The sequence below is a fragment of the Microbacterium sp. Bi98 genome (assembly GCF_918698045.1).
Classification (GTDB): Bacteria; Actinomycetota; Actinomycetes; order Actinomycetales; family Microbacteriaceae; genus Microbacterium.
The window spans coordinates 229,483-244,523 of the sequence record NZ_CAKKLK010000002.1 but is presented as its reverse complement, the minus strand read 5'-3'; the positions used below and the strand labels follow the sequence as shown (position 1 = coordinate 244,523).

The 15,041-nt window shown below is 68.5% G+C and carries 14 protein-coding genes; 10 read left to right on the top strand and 4 right to left on the bottom strand.

Going from position 1 to position 15,041, the window contains the following annotated elements:
- The first annotated feature begins 60 nt into the window (after nucleotides 1-60).
- From LQZ85_RS04950 to prfA, 4 genes are all read left to right on the top strand, one after another.
- On the top strand, nucleotides 61-1,368 hold the full coding sequence (locus tag LQZ85_RS04950) for a homoserine dehydrogenase (protein WP_230100613.1): 1,308 nt from the start codon (nucleotides 61-63) through the stop codon (nucleotides 1,366-1,368).
- Between the two features lie 2 nt (nucleotides 1,369-1,370).
- Nucleotides 1,371-2,300 carry a homoserine kinase gene (gene thrB, locus LQZ85_RS04945; protein WP_053095746.1) on the top strand — a complete coding sequence of 310 codons (930 nt, stop codon included), beginning with the start codon at nucleotides 1,371-1,373 and terminating at the stop codon, nucleotides 2,298-2,300.
- A 198-nt stretch (nucleotides 2,301-2,498) separates the two neighbouring features.
- Nucleotides 2,499-4,478 carry a transcription termination factor Rho gene (gene rho / locus LQZ85_RS04940; protein WP_056278378.1) on the top strand — a complete coding sequence of 660 codons (1,980 nt, stop codon included), beginning with the start codon at nucleotides 2,499-2,501 and terminating at the stop codon, nucleotides 4,476-4,478.
- An 11-nt stretch (nucleotides 4,479-4,489) separates the two neighbouring features.
- The gene (prfA, locus tag LQZ85_RS04935) at nucleotides 4,490-5,569 is read left to right on the top strand and encodes a peptide chain release factor 1 (protein WP_056278381.1); all 1,080 of its coding nucleotides are present in this window, start codon (nucleotides 4,490-4,492) and stop codon (nucleotides 5,567-5,569) included.
- 27 nt (nucleotides 5,570-5,596) lie between these two features.
- Here the strand turns inward: prfA and LQZ85_RS04930 are convergent, their stop codons facing one another.
- The gene (locus LQZ85_RS04930) at nucleotides 5,597-6,250 is read right to left on the bottom strand and encodes a response regulator (protein ID WP_056278385.1); all 654 of its coding nucleotides are present in this window, start codon (nucleotides 6,248-6,250) and stop codon (nucleotides 5,597-5,599) included.
- Nucleotides 6,247-7,896 (bottom strand): sensor histidine kinase, encoded by a 1,650-nt coding sequence (locus LQZ85_RS04925; RefSeq protein ID WP_321163934.1) that lies wholly within the window; start codon nucleotides 7,894-7,896, stop codon nucleotides 6,247-6,249. The genes LQZ85_RS04930 and LQZ85_RS04925 overlap by 4 nt, the downstream gene beginning before the upstream one ends.
- A gap of 157 nt (nucleotides 7,897-8,053) precedes the next feature.
- Here LQZ85_RS04925 and LQZ85_RS04920 point away from each other — a divergent pair, with 157 nt between their 5' ends.
- The gene (locus tag LQZ85_RS04920; protein WP_230100612.1) at nucleotides 8,054-9,598 is read left to right on the top strand and encodes a CitMHS family transporter; all 1,545 of its coding nucleotides are present in this window, start codon (nucleotides 8,054-8,056) and stop codon (nucleotides 9,596-9,598) included.
- 18 nt (nucleotides 9,599-9,616) lie between these two features.
- A complete protein-coding gene (locus tag LQZ85_RS04915) occupies nucleotides 9,617-10,030 on the top strand; it encodes a hypothetical protein (protein WP_053095751.1) in 414 nt (137 codons plus the stop codon).
- Nucleotides 10,031-10,043: 13 nt separating this feature from the next.
- On the opposite strand, the gene epsC is transcribed toward LQZ85_RS04915, so the two are convergent.
- Complete coding sequence (gene epsC / locus LQZ85_RS04910) at nucleotides 10,044-10,613, bottom strand: serine O-acetyltransferase EpsC (RefSeq protein ID WP_053095752.1); 570 nt, start codon at nucleotides 10,611-10,613, stop codon at nucleotides 10,044-10,046.
- A 7-nt stretch (nucleotides 10,614-10,620) separates the two neighbouring features.
- Nucleotides 10,621-11,559, bottom strand: coding sequence for a cysteine synthase A (gene cysK, locus LQZ85_RS04905; RefSeq protein WP_053095753.1), 939 nt, complete (start codon nucleotides 11,557-11,559; stop codon nucleotides 10,621-10,623).
- A 99-nt stretch (nucleotides 11,560-11,658) separates the two neighbouring features.
- Between cysK and prmC the strand changes: the two genes are divergently transcribed.
- From prmC to LQZ85_RS04885, 4 genes are read left to right on the top strand one after another with little or no spacing between them, the layout of a single operon-like run.
- Nucleotides 11,659-12,519, top strand: coding sequence for a peptide chain release factor N(5)-glutamine methyltransferase (prmC, locus tag LQZ85_RS04900; protein ID WP_056278391.1), 861 nt, complete (start codon nucleotides 11,659-11,661; stop codon nucleotides 12,517-12,519).
- 48 nt (nucleotides 12,520-12,567) lie between these two features.
- Entirely contained in the window at nucleotides 12,568-13,275 is a 708-nt protein-coding gene (locus tag LQZ85_RS04895; RefSeq protein ID WP_053095755.1) for an L-threonylcarbamoyladenylate synthase, read from the top strand.
- Entirely contained in the window at nucleotides 13,272-14,444 is a 1,173-nt protein-coding gene (locus LQZ85_RS04890; protein WP_053095756.1) for an MraY family glycosyltransferase, read from the top strand. The genes LQZ85_RS04895 and LQZ85_RS04890 overlap by 4 nt, the downstream gene beginning before the upstream one ends.
- Complete coding sequence (locus tag LQZ85_RS04885) at nucleotides 14,441-15,016, top strand: hypothetical protein (protein WP_056278396.1); 576 nt, start codon at nucleotides 14,441-14,443, stop codon at nucleotides 15,014-15,016. Before LQZ85_RS04890 ends, LQZ85_RS04885 begins: the two co-directional genes overlap by 4 nt.
- Nucleotides 15,017-15,041: the final 25 nt, after the last annotated feature.

Here is a 15,041-nt window from a genome sequence, read left to right as displayed (position 1 = left end):
CGACGAACGACGCGGTCCCCGACGAAGCACGACTGAACCACCCTCCTAAGGAGAGATGTAATGACGACTGAGTATCGACGACTTCGGGTGGCGCTGCTCGGCGCCGGAGCGGTCGGCTCCCAGGTGGCCGCCCTGCTGCTGCGCCACGGCGATGAGCTCGCCGACCGGGCGGGTGCCACGCTGGAGCTGGCCGGCATCGCGGTGCGCAACCTCGATGCGCCGCGCGAGACCGATCTGCCGAAAGAGCTGTTCACGACCGATGCCGAAGCGCTGATCCTCGGCTCCGACATCGTGATCGAGCTGATCGGCGGCATCGAGCCCGCCCGCACGAGCATCCTGCAGGCGATCGGCTCCGGTGCCGACGTCGTGACCGCCAACAAGGCGCTGCTGGCCACTCACGGCCCCGAGCTCTTCGAAGCGGCCGACCGCGTGGGCGCATCCGTCTACTATGAGGCCGCCGCCGCCGGTGCCATCCCGATCATCCGCCCGCTGCGCGACTCTCTCGCCGGTGACCGCGTGGTGCGCATCATGGGAATCGTGAACGGCACGACCAACTACATCCTCGACCGCATGGACACCGAGGGCGCCGACTTCGCCGATGTGCTCGCCGACGCGCAGCGTCTCGGATACGCCGAGGCCGACCCGACCGCCGACGTCGAGGGATACGACGCCGCGCAGAAGGCCGCGATCCTCGCGAGCCTCGCCTTCCACACGGCTGTTCCGCTCGACGCCGTGTACCGCGAGGGCATCACGACCATCACCGCGTCGATGATCGATGAGGCGCGCGCAGCCGGCTTCGTCATCAAGCTGCTCGCCGTGTGCGAGCGCATCGAGGCCAACGGCACCGAGTCGATCTCGGTGCGCGTCTACCCGGCCCTCGTGCCGACGTCGCACCCTCTCGCGTCGGTGCACGGCGCCAACAACGCCGTGTTCGTCGAGGCCGAGGCTGCGGGCTCGCTCATGTTCTACGGCGCAGGCGCCGGTGGCGTGCAGACCGCATCCGCCGTGCTCGGAGACGTCGTGTCGGCGGCTCGACGCCATATCGCCGGCGGCGTCGGCGTGGGGGAGTCCACCAGGGCCAACCTCCCGGTGGTGCCGATCGGTCATGTCACCACCCGCTACCAGATCACCCTCGAGGTCTCGGACGCTCCCGGTGTGCTCGCGACCGTCGCCGGCATCCTCAGCGACGGATCGGTCTCCGTCGCGACCGTGGTGCAGACGGTCGAAGGAGAGGACGAGCCCACCGCTCGTCTCGTCATCGGCACGCACCGGGCCACGGACGCCGCGCTCAGCGCCACGGTCGACGCACTCGCCGCCAGCTCTGTCGTCGAGCGGGTCGTCTCGGTGCTCCGCGTGGAAGGCGAGTGACGATGGCGGCAGGGCGCACGGTCGAGGTGACCGTGCCGGCGACCAGCGCCAACCTCGGTCCCGGATTCGACACGCTCGGACTCGCGCTCAGCGTCTACGACACGCTTCTCGTGACCGAGCTCGCCGCCGGCGAGCTCGAGATCGAGGTCTCGGGTTCCGGCGCGAGCGAGATCCCTCGTGACGACTCGAACCTGATCGTCCGCACGATCGCTCACGTGTACGCCGACGTCGATCGCGCCGTCCCGGGCCTGCGCATCGTCGCGGAGAACGGGGTGCCCCACGGGCGCGGACTCGGGTCCTCCGGCGCGGCGGTCGCGGCGGGGATCCTCGCGGCGAAGGGCCTGCTCGAGGGCGACGTCGACATCGACGACGCCGACATGCTGCGCCTCGCCACCGAGATCGAAGGGCACCCCGACAACGTGGCTCCCGCGCTGTTCGGCGGTCTGACGATCGCCTGGGTCGGCGAACGAGGTCCCCAGCACAAGAAGCTCCTCGTGCACCGCGGCGTCTCGCCGCTCGTGCTCGTTCCGTCGTACACGATGTCGACGTCGAAGGCGCGATCGCTGCAGCCGCCGCAGGTGTCGACGGCCGATGCGGTCTTCAACGTCTCGCGCTCGGCGCTGCTCATCGCCGCGCTGATGCAGAGCCCGGAGCTGCTGCTCGACGCGACCGCCGACCGACTGCATCAGGACTACCGCGCCGAGGCGATGCCCGAGACGCAGCGGCTCGTCCAGACGCTCCGTGCGGCAGGTTTCGCCGCCGTGGTGTCCGGCGCCGGACCCAGCGTGCTGGTTCTCGCAGACGGCCCCGGAAGTCGTCAGGACGCCGTGGAACTGGCGGAATCGACGACCGACACCCCGTGGGATGCGCTGCTGCTCGCGGTCGACGTGCGTGGTGGTACAGTGGGGAATCGAGCGGAGGGCTCCACGTAACTGCGTGAATCTGGCCCCATTGCAACTCTGCAAGACCCGCACGCAAAACCCCTGTCGCACTGCTCTCACCGAGAACCTCGTTCTTTCCGAGAACCCAGTGCAGAGGCTGGCTGACGCCGAGCGTCAGCCCGTGCGATCGCGCGCAGCACCCGTTGTGCGCGTGCCGCTCATGTCCCCGAGACCAAAGAGGGAGTACTCGTGGAGAATTTCTCCGAGACCCAGAACGACCAGGCGGCACCCGCCGCCGAGGCTGCGGCGAAGGCCGCGAGCTCCGACGCCGCGACCACCGCCGCGACCGAGGTCGCACCGGCCCGCAAGCGCGCTCCGCGCCGTGCGAGCACCGCGACCGCCGCCGCGAAGGCTGAGAAGGCCGAGAAGGCCGCAGCATCCACCGACAGCGCACCGGCCACCGAGGCTCCCGCATCCGAGGCACCCGCCGCCGACGCGGCACCCAAGGCGAAGGCCCCTCGCCGCAGCCGTGCGAAGAAGGCTGACGCAGAGAACGCTGAGTCTCCTGCGGCGACCGCCGAGGCTCCTGCAGCCTCCGCGCCGGCACCCGCCGAATCCACCGAGACTCCCGCAGCGAAGACCGCAGAGTCCAACGGCTCCGCGGACGCCGGTTCCGCAGAGGCGGGTTCTGCCGACGAGCCGAAGAAGACCACCGGTCGCGGACGCCGCACGGCGAAGAAGCCTGCTGCCGAGGCCGAGACTCCCGCAGCCGAGAAGCCCGCTGACGCCGCACCGGCCGAGGCAGCACCCGCGGCGGACTCCTCCTCTGATTCCGGCGACGGCGAAGAGCAGGGCGGTCGCAACCGCAACCGCAACCGCAGCCGTAACCGCGGACGCGGCCAGAACGGCAACGGCCAGGGCGGCGAGCAGCAGCCCCAGCAGCAGCAGCCGCAGACGGCACCCGCCGAAGACGAGGGCGGCAACGGCCGCAACCGTCAGCGCAACAAGCGCCGCGGCGGCGCGCCGACGGACGAGTTCGACACCGAGATCGGCGAGGACGACGTCCTCGTCCCGATCGCCGGAATCCTCGACGTGCTCGACAACTACGCCTTCGTCCGCACGACCGGATACCTCGCCGGCCCCAGCGACGTCTACGTGTCGCTCGGACAGGTCAAGAAGTACAACCTCCGCAAGGGTGACGCGATCGTCGGCTCGATCAAGCAGCCCCGCGAGGGTGAGCAGCAGGGCCGCCAGAAGTACAACGCGCTGGTGAAGGTCGACTCGATCAACGGCCTGTCGATCGACGACGCCGCGACCCGTGTGGAGTTCGGCAAGCTCACGCCGCTCTACCCGCAGGAGCGTCTGCGTCTCGAGACGGCGCCCGAGAAGCTCACGCAGCGCATCATCGATCTCGTGGCCCCGATCGGCAAGGGACAGCGCGGCCTCATCGTCGCGCCGCCCAAGGCCGGCAAGACGATCGTCCTGCAGCAGATCGCCAACGCGATCGCGCAGAACAACCCCGAGGTCCACCTCATGGTTGTGCTCGTCGACGAGCGCCCCGAAGAGGTCACCGACATGGAGCGCACGGTGAAGGGCGAGGTCATCGCCTCGACCTTCGACCGTCCGGCAGAAGACCACACCACGGTCGCCGAGCTCGCCATCGAGCGCGCCAAGCGTCTCGTCGAGCTGGGCCGCGACGTCGTCGTGCTGCTCGACTCGATCACCCGCCTCGGCCGTGCGTACAACCTCGCTGCTCCGGCATCCGGACGGGTGCTCTCGGGTGGCGTCGACGCCTCGGCGCTGTACCCGCCCAAGCGCTTCTTCGGTGCTGCGCGCAACATCGAGAACGGCGGATCCCTGACGATCCTCGCCACGGCGCTGGTCGAGACCGGCTCCAAGATGGACGAGGTGATCTTCGAGGAGTTCAAGGGCACCGGCAACAGCGAACTGCGCCTGTCGCGCCAGCTCGCCGACAAGCGCATCTTCCCGGCCGTCGACGTCAACGCGTCGAGCACCCGCCGCGAAGAGATGCTGCTGTCGACCGACGAGGTCAAGATCACCTGGAAGCTGCGTCGCGCCCTTGCAGGCCTCGACCAGCAGCAGGCGCTCGAGGTCGTCCTGGGCAAGCTCAGGGAGACCCACTCGAACGTCGAGTTCCTCGTGCAGATGCAGAAGTCGATTCCGACGCTCCCCTCGGGTGCGCACGGACACGACAACAACATCCGCTGAGCGGAGCCGGGGTGTTCGAGTCCGTCCAGACTCTGATCGACGAGCATCGCCGGGTGCAGGAGGAGCTCTCCGACCCGGCGGTGCACGCCGATGCTGCTCGGGCGAAGCGCGTCAACCGTCGCTACGCCGAGCTGTCGCGGATCGTCGCCGCCTATGAGGCGTGGGCGGCGGCATCCGATGACCTCGACGCCGCGAGGGAGCTCGCCCGCGAGGACGAGGCGTTCGCCGCTGAGATCCCGACCCTCGAAGAGGGGGTGCAGTCATCGCAGGAGAAGCTGCGCCGACTGCTCATCCCACGCGATCCCGATGACGCGCGCGACGTCATCATGGAGATCAAGGCGGGGGAGGGCGGCGCCGAGTCGGCGCTGTTCGCCGCGGATCTGCTGCGCATGTACATCCAGTACGCAGCCTCCAAGGGCTGGAAGACCGAGCTCCTCGAGCGCAACGAATCCGATCTCGGCGGCTACAAGGACGTCCAGGTCGCGATCAAGGGATCGTCCTCGGACCCCGCCCAGGGCGTCTGGGCGCACCTGAAGTACGAAGGCGGCGTGCACCGCGTGCAGCGCGTGCCCGCGACCGAGTCGCAGGGGCGCATCCACACCTCGACCACCGGAGTGCTGGTGTTCCCCGAGGTCGACGAGCCCGACGAGATCGCGATCAATCAGAACGACCTGAAGATCGATGTCTTCCGGTCCTCGGGCCCGGGCGGTCAGTCCGTCAACACGACCGACTCGGCCGTGCGCATCACCCACGTGCCCAGTGGAATCGTCGTGTCGATGCAGAACGAGAAGTCGCAGCTGCAGAACCGTGAGGCCGCGATGCGCGTGCTCCGGGCGCGACTACTGGCGAAGCAGCAGGAGGAGCTGGATGCCGCGGCATCCGATGCACGCAAGTCACAGATCCGCGGCATGGATCGGTCCGAGCGCATCCGCACCTACAACTTCCCCGAGAATCGCATCGCCGACCATCGCACGGGATTCAAGGCCTACAACCTCGATCAGGTGATGGACGGCGCTCTCGAGCCGATCATCGAGAGTGCGATCCAGGCCGACGAAGAGGCTCGACTCGCCGCGGTGGGCTCCGACTCCTGAGGTGACGCCGCTGAGCTGCGGCGCGGGTCAGGAGCGGGCCGCGTACCGGTGCTCCGGCCGTCCGGTCGCCCCGTAACGCAGGCGGACCTCCACGACCGTCCGAGCAGCGAGAGCCGCGAGGTGGCGCTGCGCGGTGGCGCGCGAGATCCCGACGCGCTCTCCGACTTCTGCGGCCGACGCCTCGCCGTCGCCGAGAGCGGCGAGCACCAGCTGCTCGGTCGCGGATCGCGAGACAGACACCGGTTCTCCGGATCCGTGGAGGATCGCCAGGGCGCGATCGGTGTCCTCCTGGCGAAGGGGACGATCTCCGGCGAGCAGGTTGCGATACCGCGCGTAGCGCTCGAGCAGGCCGACCAGCGCCCGACGATCGAACGGCTTCAGCAGGTACCCGACGGCGCCTGATCTGAGCGCGCGTCGAATCGTCGGCGCGTCGTCGGCGGCCGAGATGAGGATCGCGTCCACGCCGCTCTCGCGCACGAGGGCGATGCCGTCTCCGTCCGGGAGGAAGACGTCCGCCAGGAGGAGGTCAGGGCGTGATGAGCGGATGCCGTCCCGTGCCTCGGCGAGGGTGCGGACGGGCTCCAGTGCCGAGAATCCGGGCTGGTCGTCGATGATGCTCCGGTGCAGTCGTCCGACGCGGAAGTCGTCGTCGAGGATCAGCACCCGCAGGGGATCGTTCATCGGTTCTCCTCAGTCGTCGATGTGTCGGTGACGGCGCCACCGAGTCGAGCGGCGAACACGGCACCGTGCTCCTCGCCTCCTGCGTCGATGATCCAGAGATCGCCGCCGCGGCGTCGCGCGATGTCTCGAGCCAACGGGATGCCGAGCCCGCGGCCGTGCACGCGGTCTGTGTCGTCGTCGCGCGGCTGACTCGGAGCCATCGGGTCGATCCCCGCGAGTCCCGGTCCCGAGTCTGCGACCGTGACGACGAGCGCGTCGCCGTCTCCGAGCACCGCGACCTCGACCCAGCGGGGAGTCCGCGCTCCGGCGACGGCGGCGGTCACCGCGTTGTCGACGAGGTTGCCCACGACGGCGGCGACGTCCTCCGGTTCTGCCACGCTGCCGATCAGCTGGCTCTCGTCCGCGACGCGCAGGGAGACGCCGCGTTCACCGGCCTCGATCCCCTTGGCGCCCAGGAAAGAGTGCAGGAACGGGTCGCTGAGCAGGTCGAGCCCGGCGACGGGGAATGCGACCGAGCCGCGCTCGACGAGCTCATCGAGGAATCCCCGGGCATCGTCGATCCTGGCTGCGTCGATGAGCCCCGCGACCACGTGCATCCGGTTCGCGAACTCGTGACGCTGCACGCGCAGGGCGGCGGTCACGGCTTGCACGGTCTCCAGTCGCTCCGTCAGAGCGATGAGGTCGGTGCGGTCACGGATGATCAGCACATGTCCGAGCGGCCTGCCGTCGCGGATCACCGGACGGGAATCGAGGTAGAGCACGCGGTGGTCCACGACGGTGCTCGACGTCGTGGGCGCTCCCGTCGCGGTCTCGACGACAGCGGTCGGCAGCGAGAGCTCCGCCAGCCGTCGTCCCACAGCGGCGTCGAGACCGAGCATCCGATCGGCCGCATCATTGCTCACCCGCACGATCCCTGCCGTGTCGACGGCCAGGACGCCGTCATCCACGCCATTCAGCACTGCTGTCTGGTTCTGCACGAGCGCCACAAGCTCCTCGGGCTGCACGCCGAGCGTCAGGCGCTCCCAGCGACGGCGCAGCAGCAGGAACGCGAGGAAAGCCAGCGCCAGGGCACCGGCGGCGGTGATGCCGATCACCGCGAGCAGCGGAGGCAGGTCATCGAAGACGCCTGTGCGCTCGAATCCGACGCTGACCTCGCCGACGGGGATCCCCGCATCGTCGAGCACGGGGACCTTGGCGCGAGCCGACTCGCCGAGGGTTCCGGTCTGCCAGTCGACCACCTCGTTCCCGGCGAGCACCTCCTCGAAGGGTGTGCTCACCATCTGGCCGATGCGTGAACTGGTCGGATGGGCGAGGCGGATGCCGTCCTCATCGGCGATGACGACGAACAGTGCACCGGTGCGGTCAGAGACGTCCGCTGCAAGGCGCGCGAGCTCGCCCTTCCTGAGCTCGTCCGGGTCCGGCGCCTCTTCGGCGGCCGAGATTCGTGCGACCTCGTCGCGGACCTGCGGGTCCTCGGCGAGGGTCCGGGCGATGCCGAGGGCGGTGGACTCGGCTTCGGTGCGAAGCTGCTGCACGGCGAGAAGGAGGTACACGCCGGTGCACATCACGACGACAAGGGCGACCGTGGCGAGATGCAGCAGCAGCGTGCGGGTCGCGAACCGAGGTCGCGTCGTCGTCGTCGACACCGTGGTCCTTCCTTCTCTGCTCCCGCGCAATATGCGCAGAACCCACGCTACGCGCACAACATCCGAGAATGCGGCATACCGCGCTCTGCGGGGAGGGATTGCCTAGTCTCGTCAGGATCCGTCGCAGTCGACGGAGCTTCGACGAAGGAGTCACAGCATGCTCGATGCACTCACCGGCCTGTCCACGGCCGCAGAAGAGGCGCCGACCTACGACCTCGCGTTCGTGCCGCCCGAATGGGTTCTGGTCCTCCTGGGCTTCACCATGGTGCTGGCCTTCATGACGCTGATCATGACGAAGCGACTGACGCCCATGGTGGCGCTGATCCTCGTGCCGACCGTGTTCGGGCTGTTCGCCGGTGCGGGGCTCGGCATGGGCGACATGATCCTCGATTCGATCGCCACGATGGCCCCGACCGCAGCGCTGCTGATGTTCGCGATCATGTTCTTCGGCATCATGATCGACGTCGGCCTGTTCGATCCGCTGATCCGGGTGATCACGCGTGTTCTCGGCGATGACCCGGCGAAGGTCGTGCTGGGAACCGCGATCCTCGCGGGAGCCGTCTCGCTCGACGGCGACGGCTCGACGACGTTCATCATCACGACGTCGGCGATGCTGCCGATCTACCTCCGTCTCGGCATGAGTCCGGTCGTCCTCACGTGCGTCGCCGGCTTGATGAACGGCACTCTGAACATCGTTCCCTGGGGCGGGCCGACGGTGCGCGCGGCGACCGCTCTGGGACTGCAGCCGACGGACATCTTCGTCCCCATGCTGCCGGCTCTCGGCGTCGGCATCGTCGTGACGCTGGGCTTCGCCTGGATGCTCGGGCTGGGGGAGCGCCGCCGACTCGGGCGCCTCGACTCCGAAGGGCTCCTCACGGGTTCCGACGGCGGTGCTCTTTCTACAGTGCCGAAGATCTTCCGCGGTGCCGGACCGAAGCCCGGCGCCCGTGCAGCGCTCCGCACCGGCAACATCGTCGTCGTCGCCGGTGGGCGAGGCCCCGTCGCCGCGGCCAGCGTCGACCCGGCCGACACCGCCATGGCGGACACCATGCTCGACCCCGCGCGCCCGACGCTGAGGCCGCGACTGATCTGGTTCAACCTCGCGCTCACCGTCGCCGTCATGGTGCTGCTCGTTCTCGACATCATGCCGCTCCCGTACGTGTTCATGGTCGGTGCCGCCGTCGCGCTGCTGGTCAACTTCCGAGGGATCAAGGAACAGGCGTCCGAGATCGTGGCCCATGCGCCCAGCATCGTCGGTGTCGTCTCGATGGTGATCGCGGCCGGAGTCCTGGTCGGCGTCCTGACCGGCACCGGGATGGTCGATGCGATGGCGACCTGGATCACCGACGTGCTTCCGCCTGCGCTCGGCCCCTTCCTCGCACCCATCACCGGTGTTCTGTCGATCCCGTTCACATTCTTCATGTCGAACGACGCCTTCTACTTCGGCATCCTGCCGGTGCTGTCGCAGAGCGCGGCGACGTTCGGCATCGACCCCGTCGAGATGGCGAGGGCATCGATCATCGGTCAGCCGGTCCACCTGCAGAGCCCGCTCGTGCCGGCGATCCTGCTGCTCGTCTCGCTCGCCAGCGTCAACCTGGGCGATCACCACAGGAAGGTGCTGTGGCGCGCGGTGATCGTGTCGCTCGTGATGCTCGCCGTCGGCATCCTGTCGGGCGCGATCCCCTTCTTCGTCGCCCAGTGAGAGCGATATGCTCGGCGCGTGATCACCTTCCTCTTCCGCGCGCTGATGTACGTCATCTCGGCCGGTCTCGGTCTCATCGTGGCCGACCTCGCGCTCGAGGGATTCCAGATCCAGTGGGACCAGTGGTGGGGGTTCGTGCTCTGCATCCTGATCTTCGCCGTGCTGCAGAGCGTGCTCTCACCGTGGGTCAGCAAGATCGCGGATCGCTATGCACCGGTTCTGATGGGCGGCATCGGCATCTTCTCGACGCTCATCGCCCTCGTGGTCGTCGTCCTGCTGCCGATCGGCGGGCTGCGCATCGTCGATCTCGTGGGCTGGCTGCTCGGATCGGTGATCGTCTGGCTGATCACGGCGCTCGGCAGTGTGCTGCTGCCACTGATCTTCCTTCGCAAGAAGGTCGACAAGGTGAGGTCTCGCCGCGGGGCGGCCTGAGAGCGCGGGCGCGTCAGATCGAGTAGTCGGGTGCGGTGAGCACCGCTCGGGTGTCCTCGCCCATGACCCGTGCACGGGGCTTGGCGGGCACACCGACGAGGATGCTGTCCGCCGGGGCGTCGCGCGTGACCACGGCATTCGCTCCGACCACGGAGCCCTCACCGATCGTGATCGGTCCGAGGATCTTCGCGCCTGCTCCCACGGCCACGCCGTCGCCGAGCGTCGGATGCCGCTTGCCTGAGTCACGCGTGCGGCCGCCGAGAGTGACCCCGTGATACAGCATCACATCGTCGCCGACCTCTGCCGTCTCGCCGATGACCACGCCCATGCCATGGTCGATGAAGAAGCGTCGACCGATCCGCGCGCCGGGGTGGATCTCGATCCCGGTGAGCCATCGCGACACCTGTGATGTCGCACGGGCGAGCAGCCGCAGCCGGCGGCGCCACAGCGCGTGCGAGACCCGATGGGCCCAGATCGCGTGCATCCCCGGATACAGCAGTGCCACCTCGGCGCCGCTGCGCGCGGCGGGGTCGCGAAGTCGGGCTGCCGCGATGTCCTCGCGCATTCGGCCGATCATGTCCATCGGGAGTTCAGGCCTCGCGCAGATCCTCGTAGAGCGCGGTCGAGAGGTAACGCTCGCCGAACGAGGGGATGATGACGACGATCGTCTTCCCCGCAGCCTCCGGGCGCTGGGCGACCTGCAGAGCGGCCCAGATCGCGGCTCCGCTCGACATGCCCACGAGGATGCCCTCGCGGCTCGCGGTCTCGCGCGCGACACGGATGGCATCGTCGAACGTGACGTCGATGACCTCGTCGAGAACATCACGATCGAGGATCGGAGGCACGAAGTTCGGTCCGATGCCCTGGATCTTGTGCGGCCCGGGGTGTCCCTCGGTGAGGATGGGCGAATCCTTGGGTTCGACGGCGACGATCTTCACCCCGGGGACGCGCTCCTTCAGGACCTGACCGACGCCCGTGATGGTTCCGCCCGTGCCGATGCCGGCGACGAGGTAGTCGACGGAGCCCTCCGTGTCGCGGAGGATCTCCTCGGCCGTCGTGCGGCGGTGGATCGCGGGGTTCGCCTCGTTGGCGAACTGCTTCGCGAGAATGGCACCCGGAGTGCGGGCGGCGATCGCCTCCGCCTCGGCGATCGCGTTCGTCATGCCCTTCGTGGGGTCGGTGAGGATGAGTTCGGCGCCGAACGCCTTGAGAAGGAGGCGCCGCTCCTTGGACATCGACGCGGGCATCGTGAGGATCACCTTGTACCCGCGTGCGGCGCCGACCATCGCCAGCGCGATACCGGTGTTGCCGCTGGTCGCCTCCACGATCGTGCCTCCGGGCTTCAGCTCGCCCGAGGCCTCCGCAGCGTCGACGATGGCGATGCCGAGCCGGTCTTTGACGCTCGAGGCCGGGTTGTAGAACTCGAGCTTGGCGAGAACTGTCGCGCCGAGGCCCTCGGTGACCCGGTTCAGACGAACCAGGGGAGTGTTGCCGAAAGCGGAGGTGATGTCGGAGTGGATACCGGGCATGGGGAGAGCCTTCCTGTGCGGGGGACTGCGCGCTCCAGCCTAGGCGAGGGCCCTAGGGGGGTGGGCAATATGACACCTGCTGCGCTCTACGCTTGATCCATGTCCGATCTCTCCCTCGCCTCCGCCGTGCATGCGGCGGCCCGACAGCTCGCAGACGCCGGCGTCACGGATCCTCTCGTCGACGCGGAGCTGCTCGCCGGTCACGTCCTCGGCGCGCGGCGTGGTGAGGTGCAGGCATCGATCATCCGCGGTGATGCGGTGGAGGAGGCGGACGCCGAGGCGTTGCGGGCTCTGGTCGCCCGTCGTGCGAGCAGGGAGCCGTTGCAGCACATCACCGGAACGGCGCCGTTCCGCCACCTCGAGCTCGCGGTCGGGCCCGGAGTCTTCGTCCCGCGACCTGAGACCGAGACGGTCGTGCAGTACGCGATCGACGCGCTCCTCGGGTCCGCGCTTCCCGACCCGATCGGCATCGATCTCGGCACCGGCAGCGGGGCGATAGCACTCGCCATGGCCACCGAGGTGCCCCATGCGCGCATCTTCGCCGCCGAGCTCTCGCCCGACGCGTATCCGTGGGCGGCTCGGAACACGGCGGGGGTGGCCAACCTCACCCTCGTGAACGACGACCTGGCGCACGCGTTCGCGGAGCTCGACGGCACTGCCTCCGTCGTGATCTCGAACCCGCCGTACGTTCCGGACGCCGCGGTGCCTCGTGACCCTGAGGTTCGGCTCTTCGATCCGTCGATGGCGCTGTACGGGGGAGAAGACGGGCTCGACATCGTGCGTGTGCTCAGCGTGCGCGCGCTCGAGCTGCTGCATCCGGGCGGGCTGCTGGTGATCGAGCACGGCGAGCTCCAGGGCGAGGAGATCCGCAGCATCCTCACGCGCGACGGCTGGCGTGCCGCCGCGACGCACCGCGACCTCACCTTGCGAGACCGCGCGACGACCGCTCTGCGTCCCTGACGCGCAGACACGAACCGCACAGACATCGCCAACTAGAATCGGATCGTCATGTCCTCCATCTTCGATTGCGGCGACGAGGCCCAGCTCCTCGCCGGCATGCGCCACGCCCGCCAGGCCATCGCCCGCGGCGAACTCATCGTCATGCCCACCGACACGGTCTACGGCGTCGCCGCCGACGCGTTCTCTCCCGCTGCCGTACAGCGCCTCCTCGACGCCAAAGGGCGAGGGCGCAATCAGCCGCCTCCCGTGCTCATCGGCACGAAGGAGACGCTGCACGCGCTGGCGGAGTCCGTTCCCGAGCCCGTCCAGCGACTCGTCGACGCCTTCTGGCCCGGCGGCCTGACCATCGTTCTCCCCGCTCAGCCCTCTCTCGTCTGGGACCTGGGCGACACGGAGGGGACCGTCGCCGTCAGAATGCCCGAGGGGCGCGTCGCGCTGGAGCTCCTGGCGGAGACCGGACCGCTGGCCGTCTCCAGCGCGAACCTCACCGGCCGTGAGTCGGCGATCTCCGCGTTCGATGCCGAGCGGATGCTCGGAGACAGCGTGTCGGTGTATCTCGCAGACGGCGTCAGTCGCGACGGGGTCGCGTCGACGATCGTCGACGCGACCTCCCTGGTTCCCCGCGGCGCAGAGCCCGCCGCCGGTGGTGTTCGCATCCTCAGAGCCGGCGCCGTCAGCCGCGAACGGCTGGAGGAGGTGCTCGGCGACCTGCTCGAACCCGAGGCGCCGTCGCCGGAATCGGACGGGGATTCGTGAAGCAGTACCTCCTCACGATCATCCTGACCGCCGCGATCACCTTCGCGTTGACCTGGGCGGTCTGGAAGCTGAGCCTGCGTTTCAAGCTGTACCCCGGCATCCGAGAGCGGGATGTGCACACGACTCCCACTCCCCGTCTCGGTGGCGTCGCGATCTTCCTCGGCATCGCAGCGGCGATCGGTGTCTCGGCTCTGAATCCGTTCTTCACCACCATGTGGATGCCGCCGCAGACGATGTGGTCGATCCTCGCCGCATCCCTCTTGATCGCCGTCATCGGCGTCGTCGACGATCTGTGGGATCTCGACTGGATGATCAAGCTCGGCGCACAGTTCCTCGCTGCCGGGATCATCACCGTCGGTGGCGGGCTGCAGATCCTCTCCCTGCCGTTCGGCGATCTGATCGTCTTCTCGAGCTGGCTGAGCATCACCATCACGATGTTCGCGATCGTCATCGTGATGAACGCCGTCAACTTCATCGACGGCCTCGACGGCCTCGTCGCCGGCGTCTGCCTGATCGCGAACGGCGTGTTCTTCGCCTACTCCTACATCCTGACGCGTGACACCGGAGCATCGAGCTACTTCAACCTCGCATCCTTCCTCGCCGCAGTGCTGATCGGCGCGTGCCTCGGCTTCCTCCCGTTCAACTGGAGTCCTGCGAAGCTCTTCATGGGCGATTCGGGAGCGCTCGTGATCGGTCTGCTGATGGCGACATCCGCGATCGCCGTGACCGGGCAGCTCGAGCCGTCGGCCCTCGATCCCGAGCGTCTCGGACGATCGCAGCTCCTCGGCGCGTTCATCCCGATCCTCCTCCCTCTTCTGGTCGTGCTGCTGCCGCTCCTCGATTTCGGGCTCGCAGTGCTGCGACGGATGAACGCGGGGAAGTCGCCGTTCTCACCCGACCGCAAGCACCTGCATCACCGCATGCTCGACCTCGGCCACCGCGACCGCGACGCCGTGCTCATCTTCTACGCCTGGACCGCGGTCATCTCCCTGGCCGTCCTCCTCATGTACGTGGGCGCGCGTGAGGACTGGCCCGGCCAGTACCTCCCCGGAGTCGTGTTCGGCCTGGTGGGAATCGCCGCGTGCCTCGTCATCACCCTGAATCCTCTGCGCCGACGGAAGCCCGCGGCGTCTGCTGAGTCCGACCCGACACCCGTGGAGTCCCCGTGAGCCCGAGCCCTGTTTCCAGCAATCCGATCCTGCGGAGGACGCTGATCTGGTCCGCGGTCTCGATGGCGGTCCTCGCGATCGTCGCCGGAGCGATCGGCCTCCTCGTCGGCGGGACGGAAGGTCTCGTCAGCGGCCTGCTGGGCGTCGTGCTCGCCATGCTGTTCCTCGGCATCACGGCCCTCAGCATCCTCATCGCCAACCGCTGGTTCGGCGATCCGCTCTACGTGCAGCTGTTCTTCGCGATCGTGCTCGGCGGATGGCTTCTGAAGCTCGGTCTCTTCGTCGTGATCATGATCGTCCTGAGCGGGCAGCCGTGGATCGAGCCGATGGTGTTCTTCCTGTCGATCGTCACGGGCGTGGTGGCGACCCTCGTCATCGACGTGATCGTCATCACGCGGATGCGCCTTCCGCACGTGAGCGACGCGTCCCTTCCCTCCGAGGCTCCGATCGACCGCGCGCCGGGGGTGGAGCTGCCGACCGTCGTGCCGGAGGATCGTGCGCCCGGGCGCCACCACATCGTGCCCGAACCCCCTGCGCAGGACGGCTCCGGCGAACAGCCCCCGCGGTCTTAGGACACCCTCTTATTCTGATAGTGTT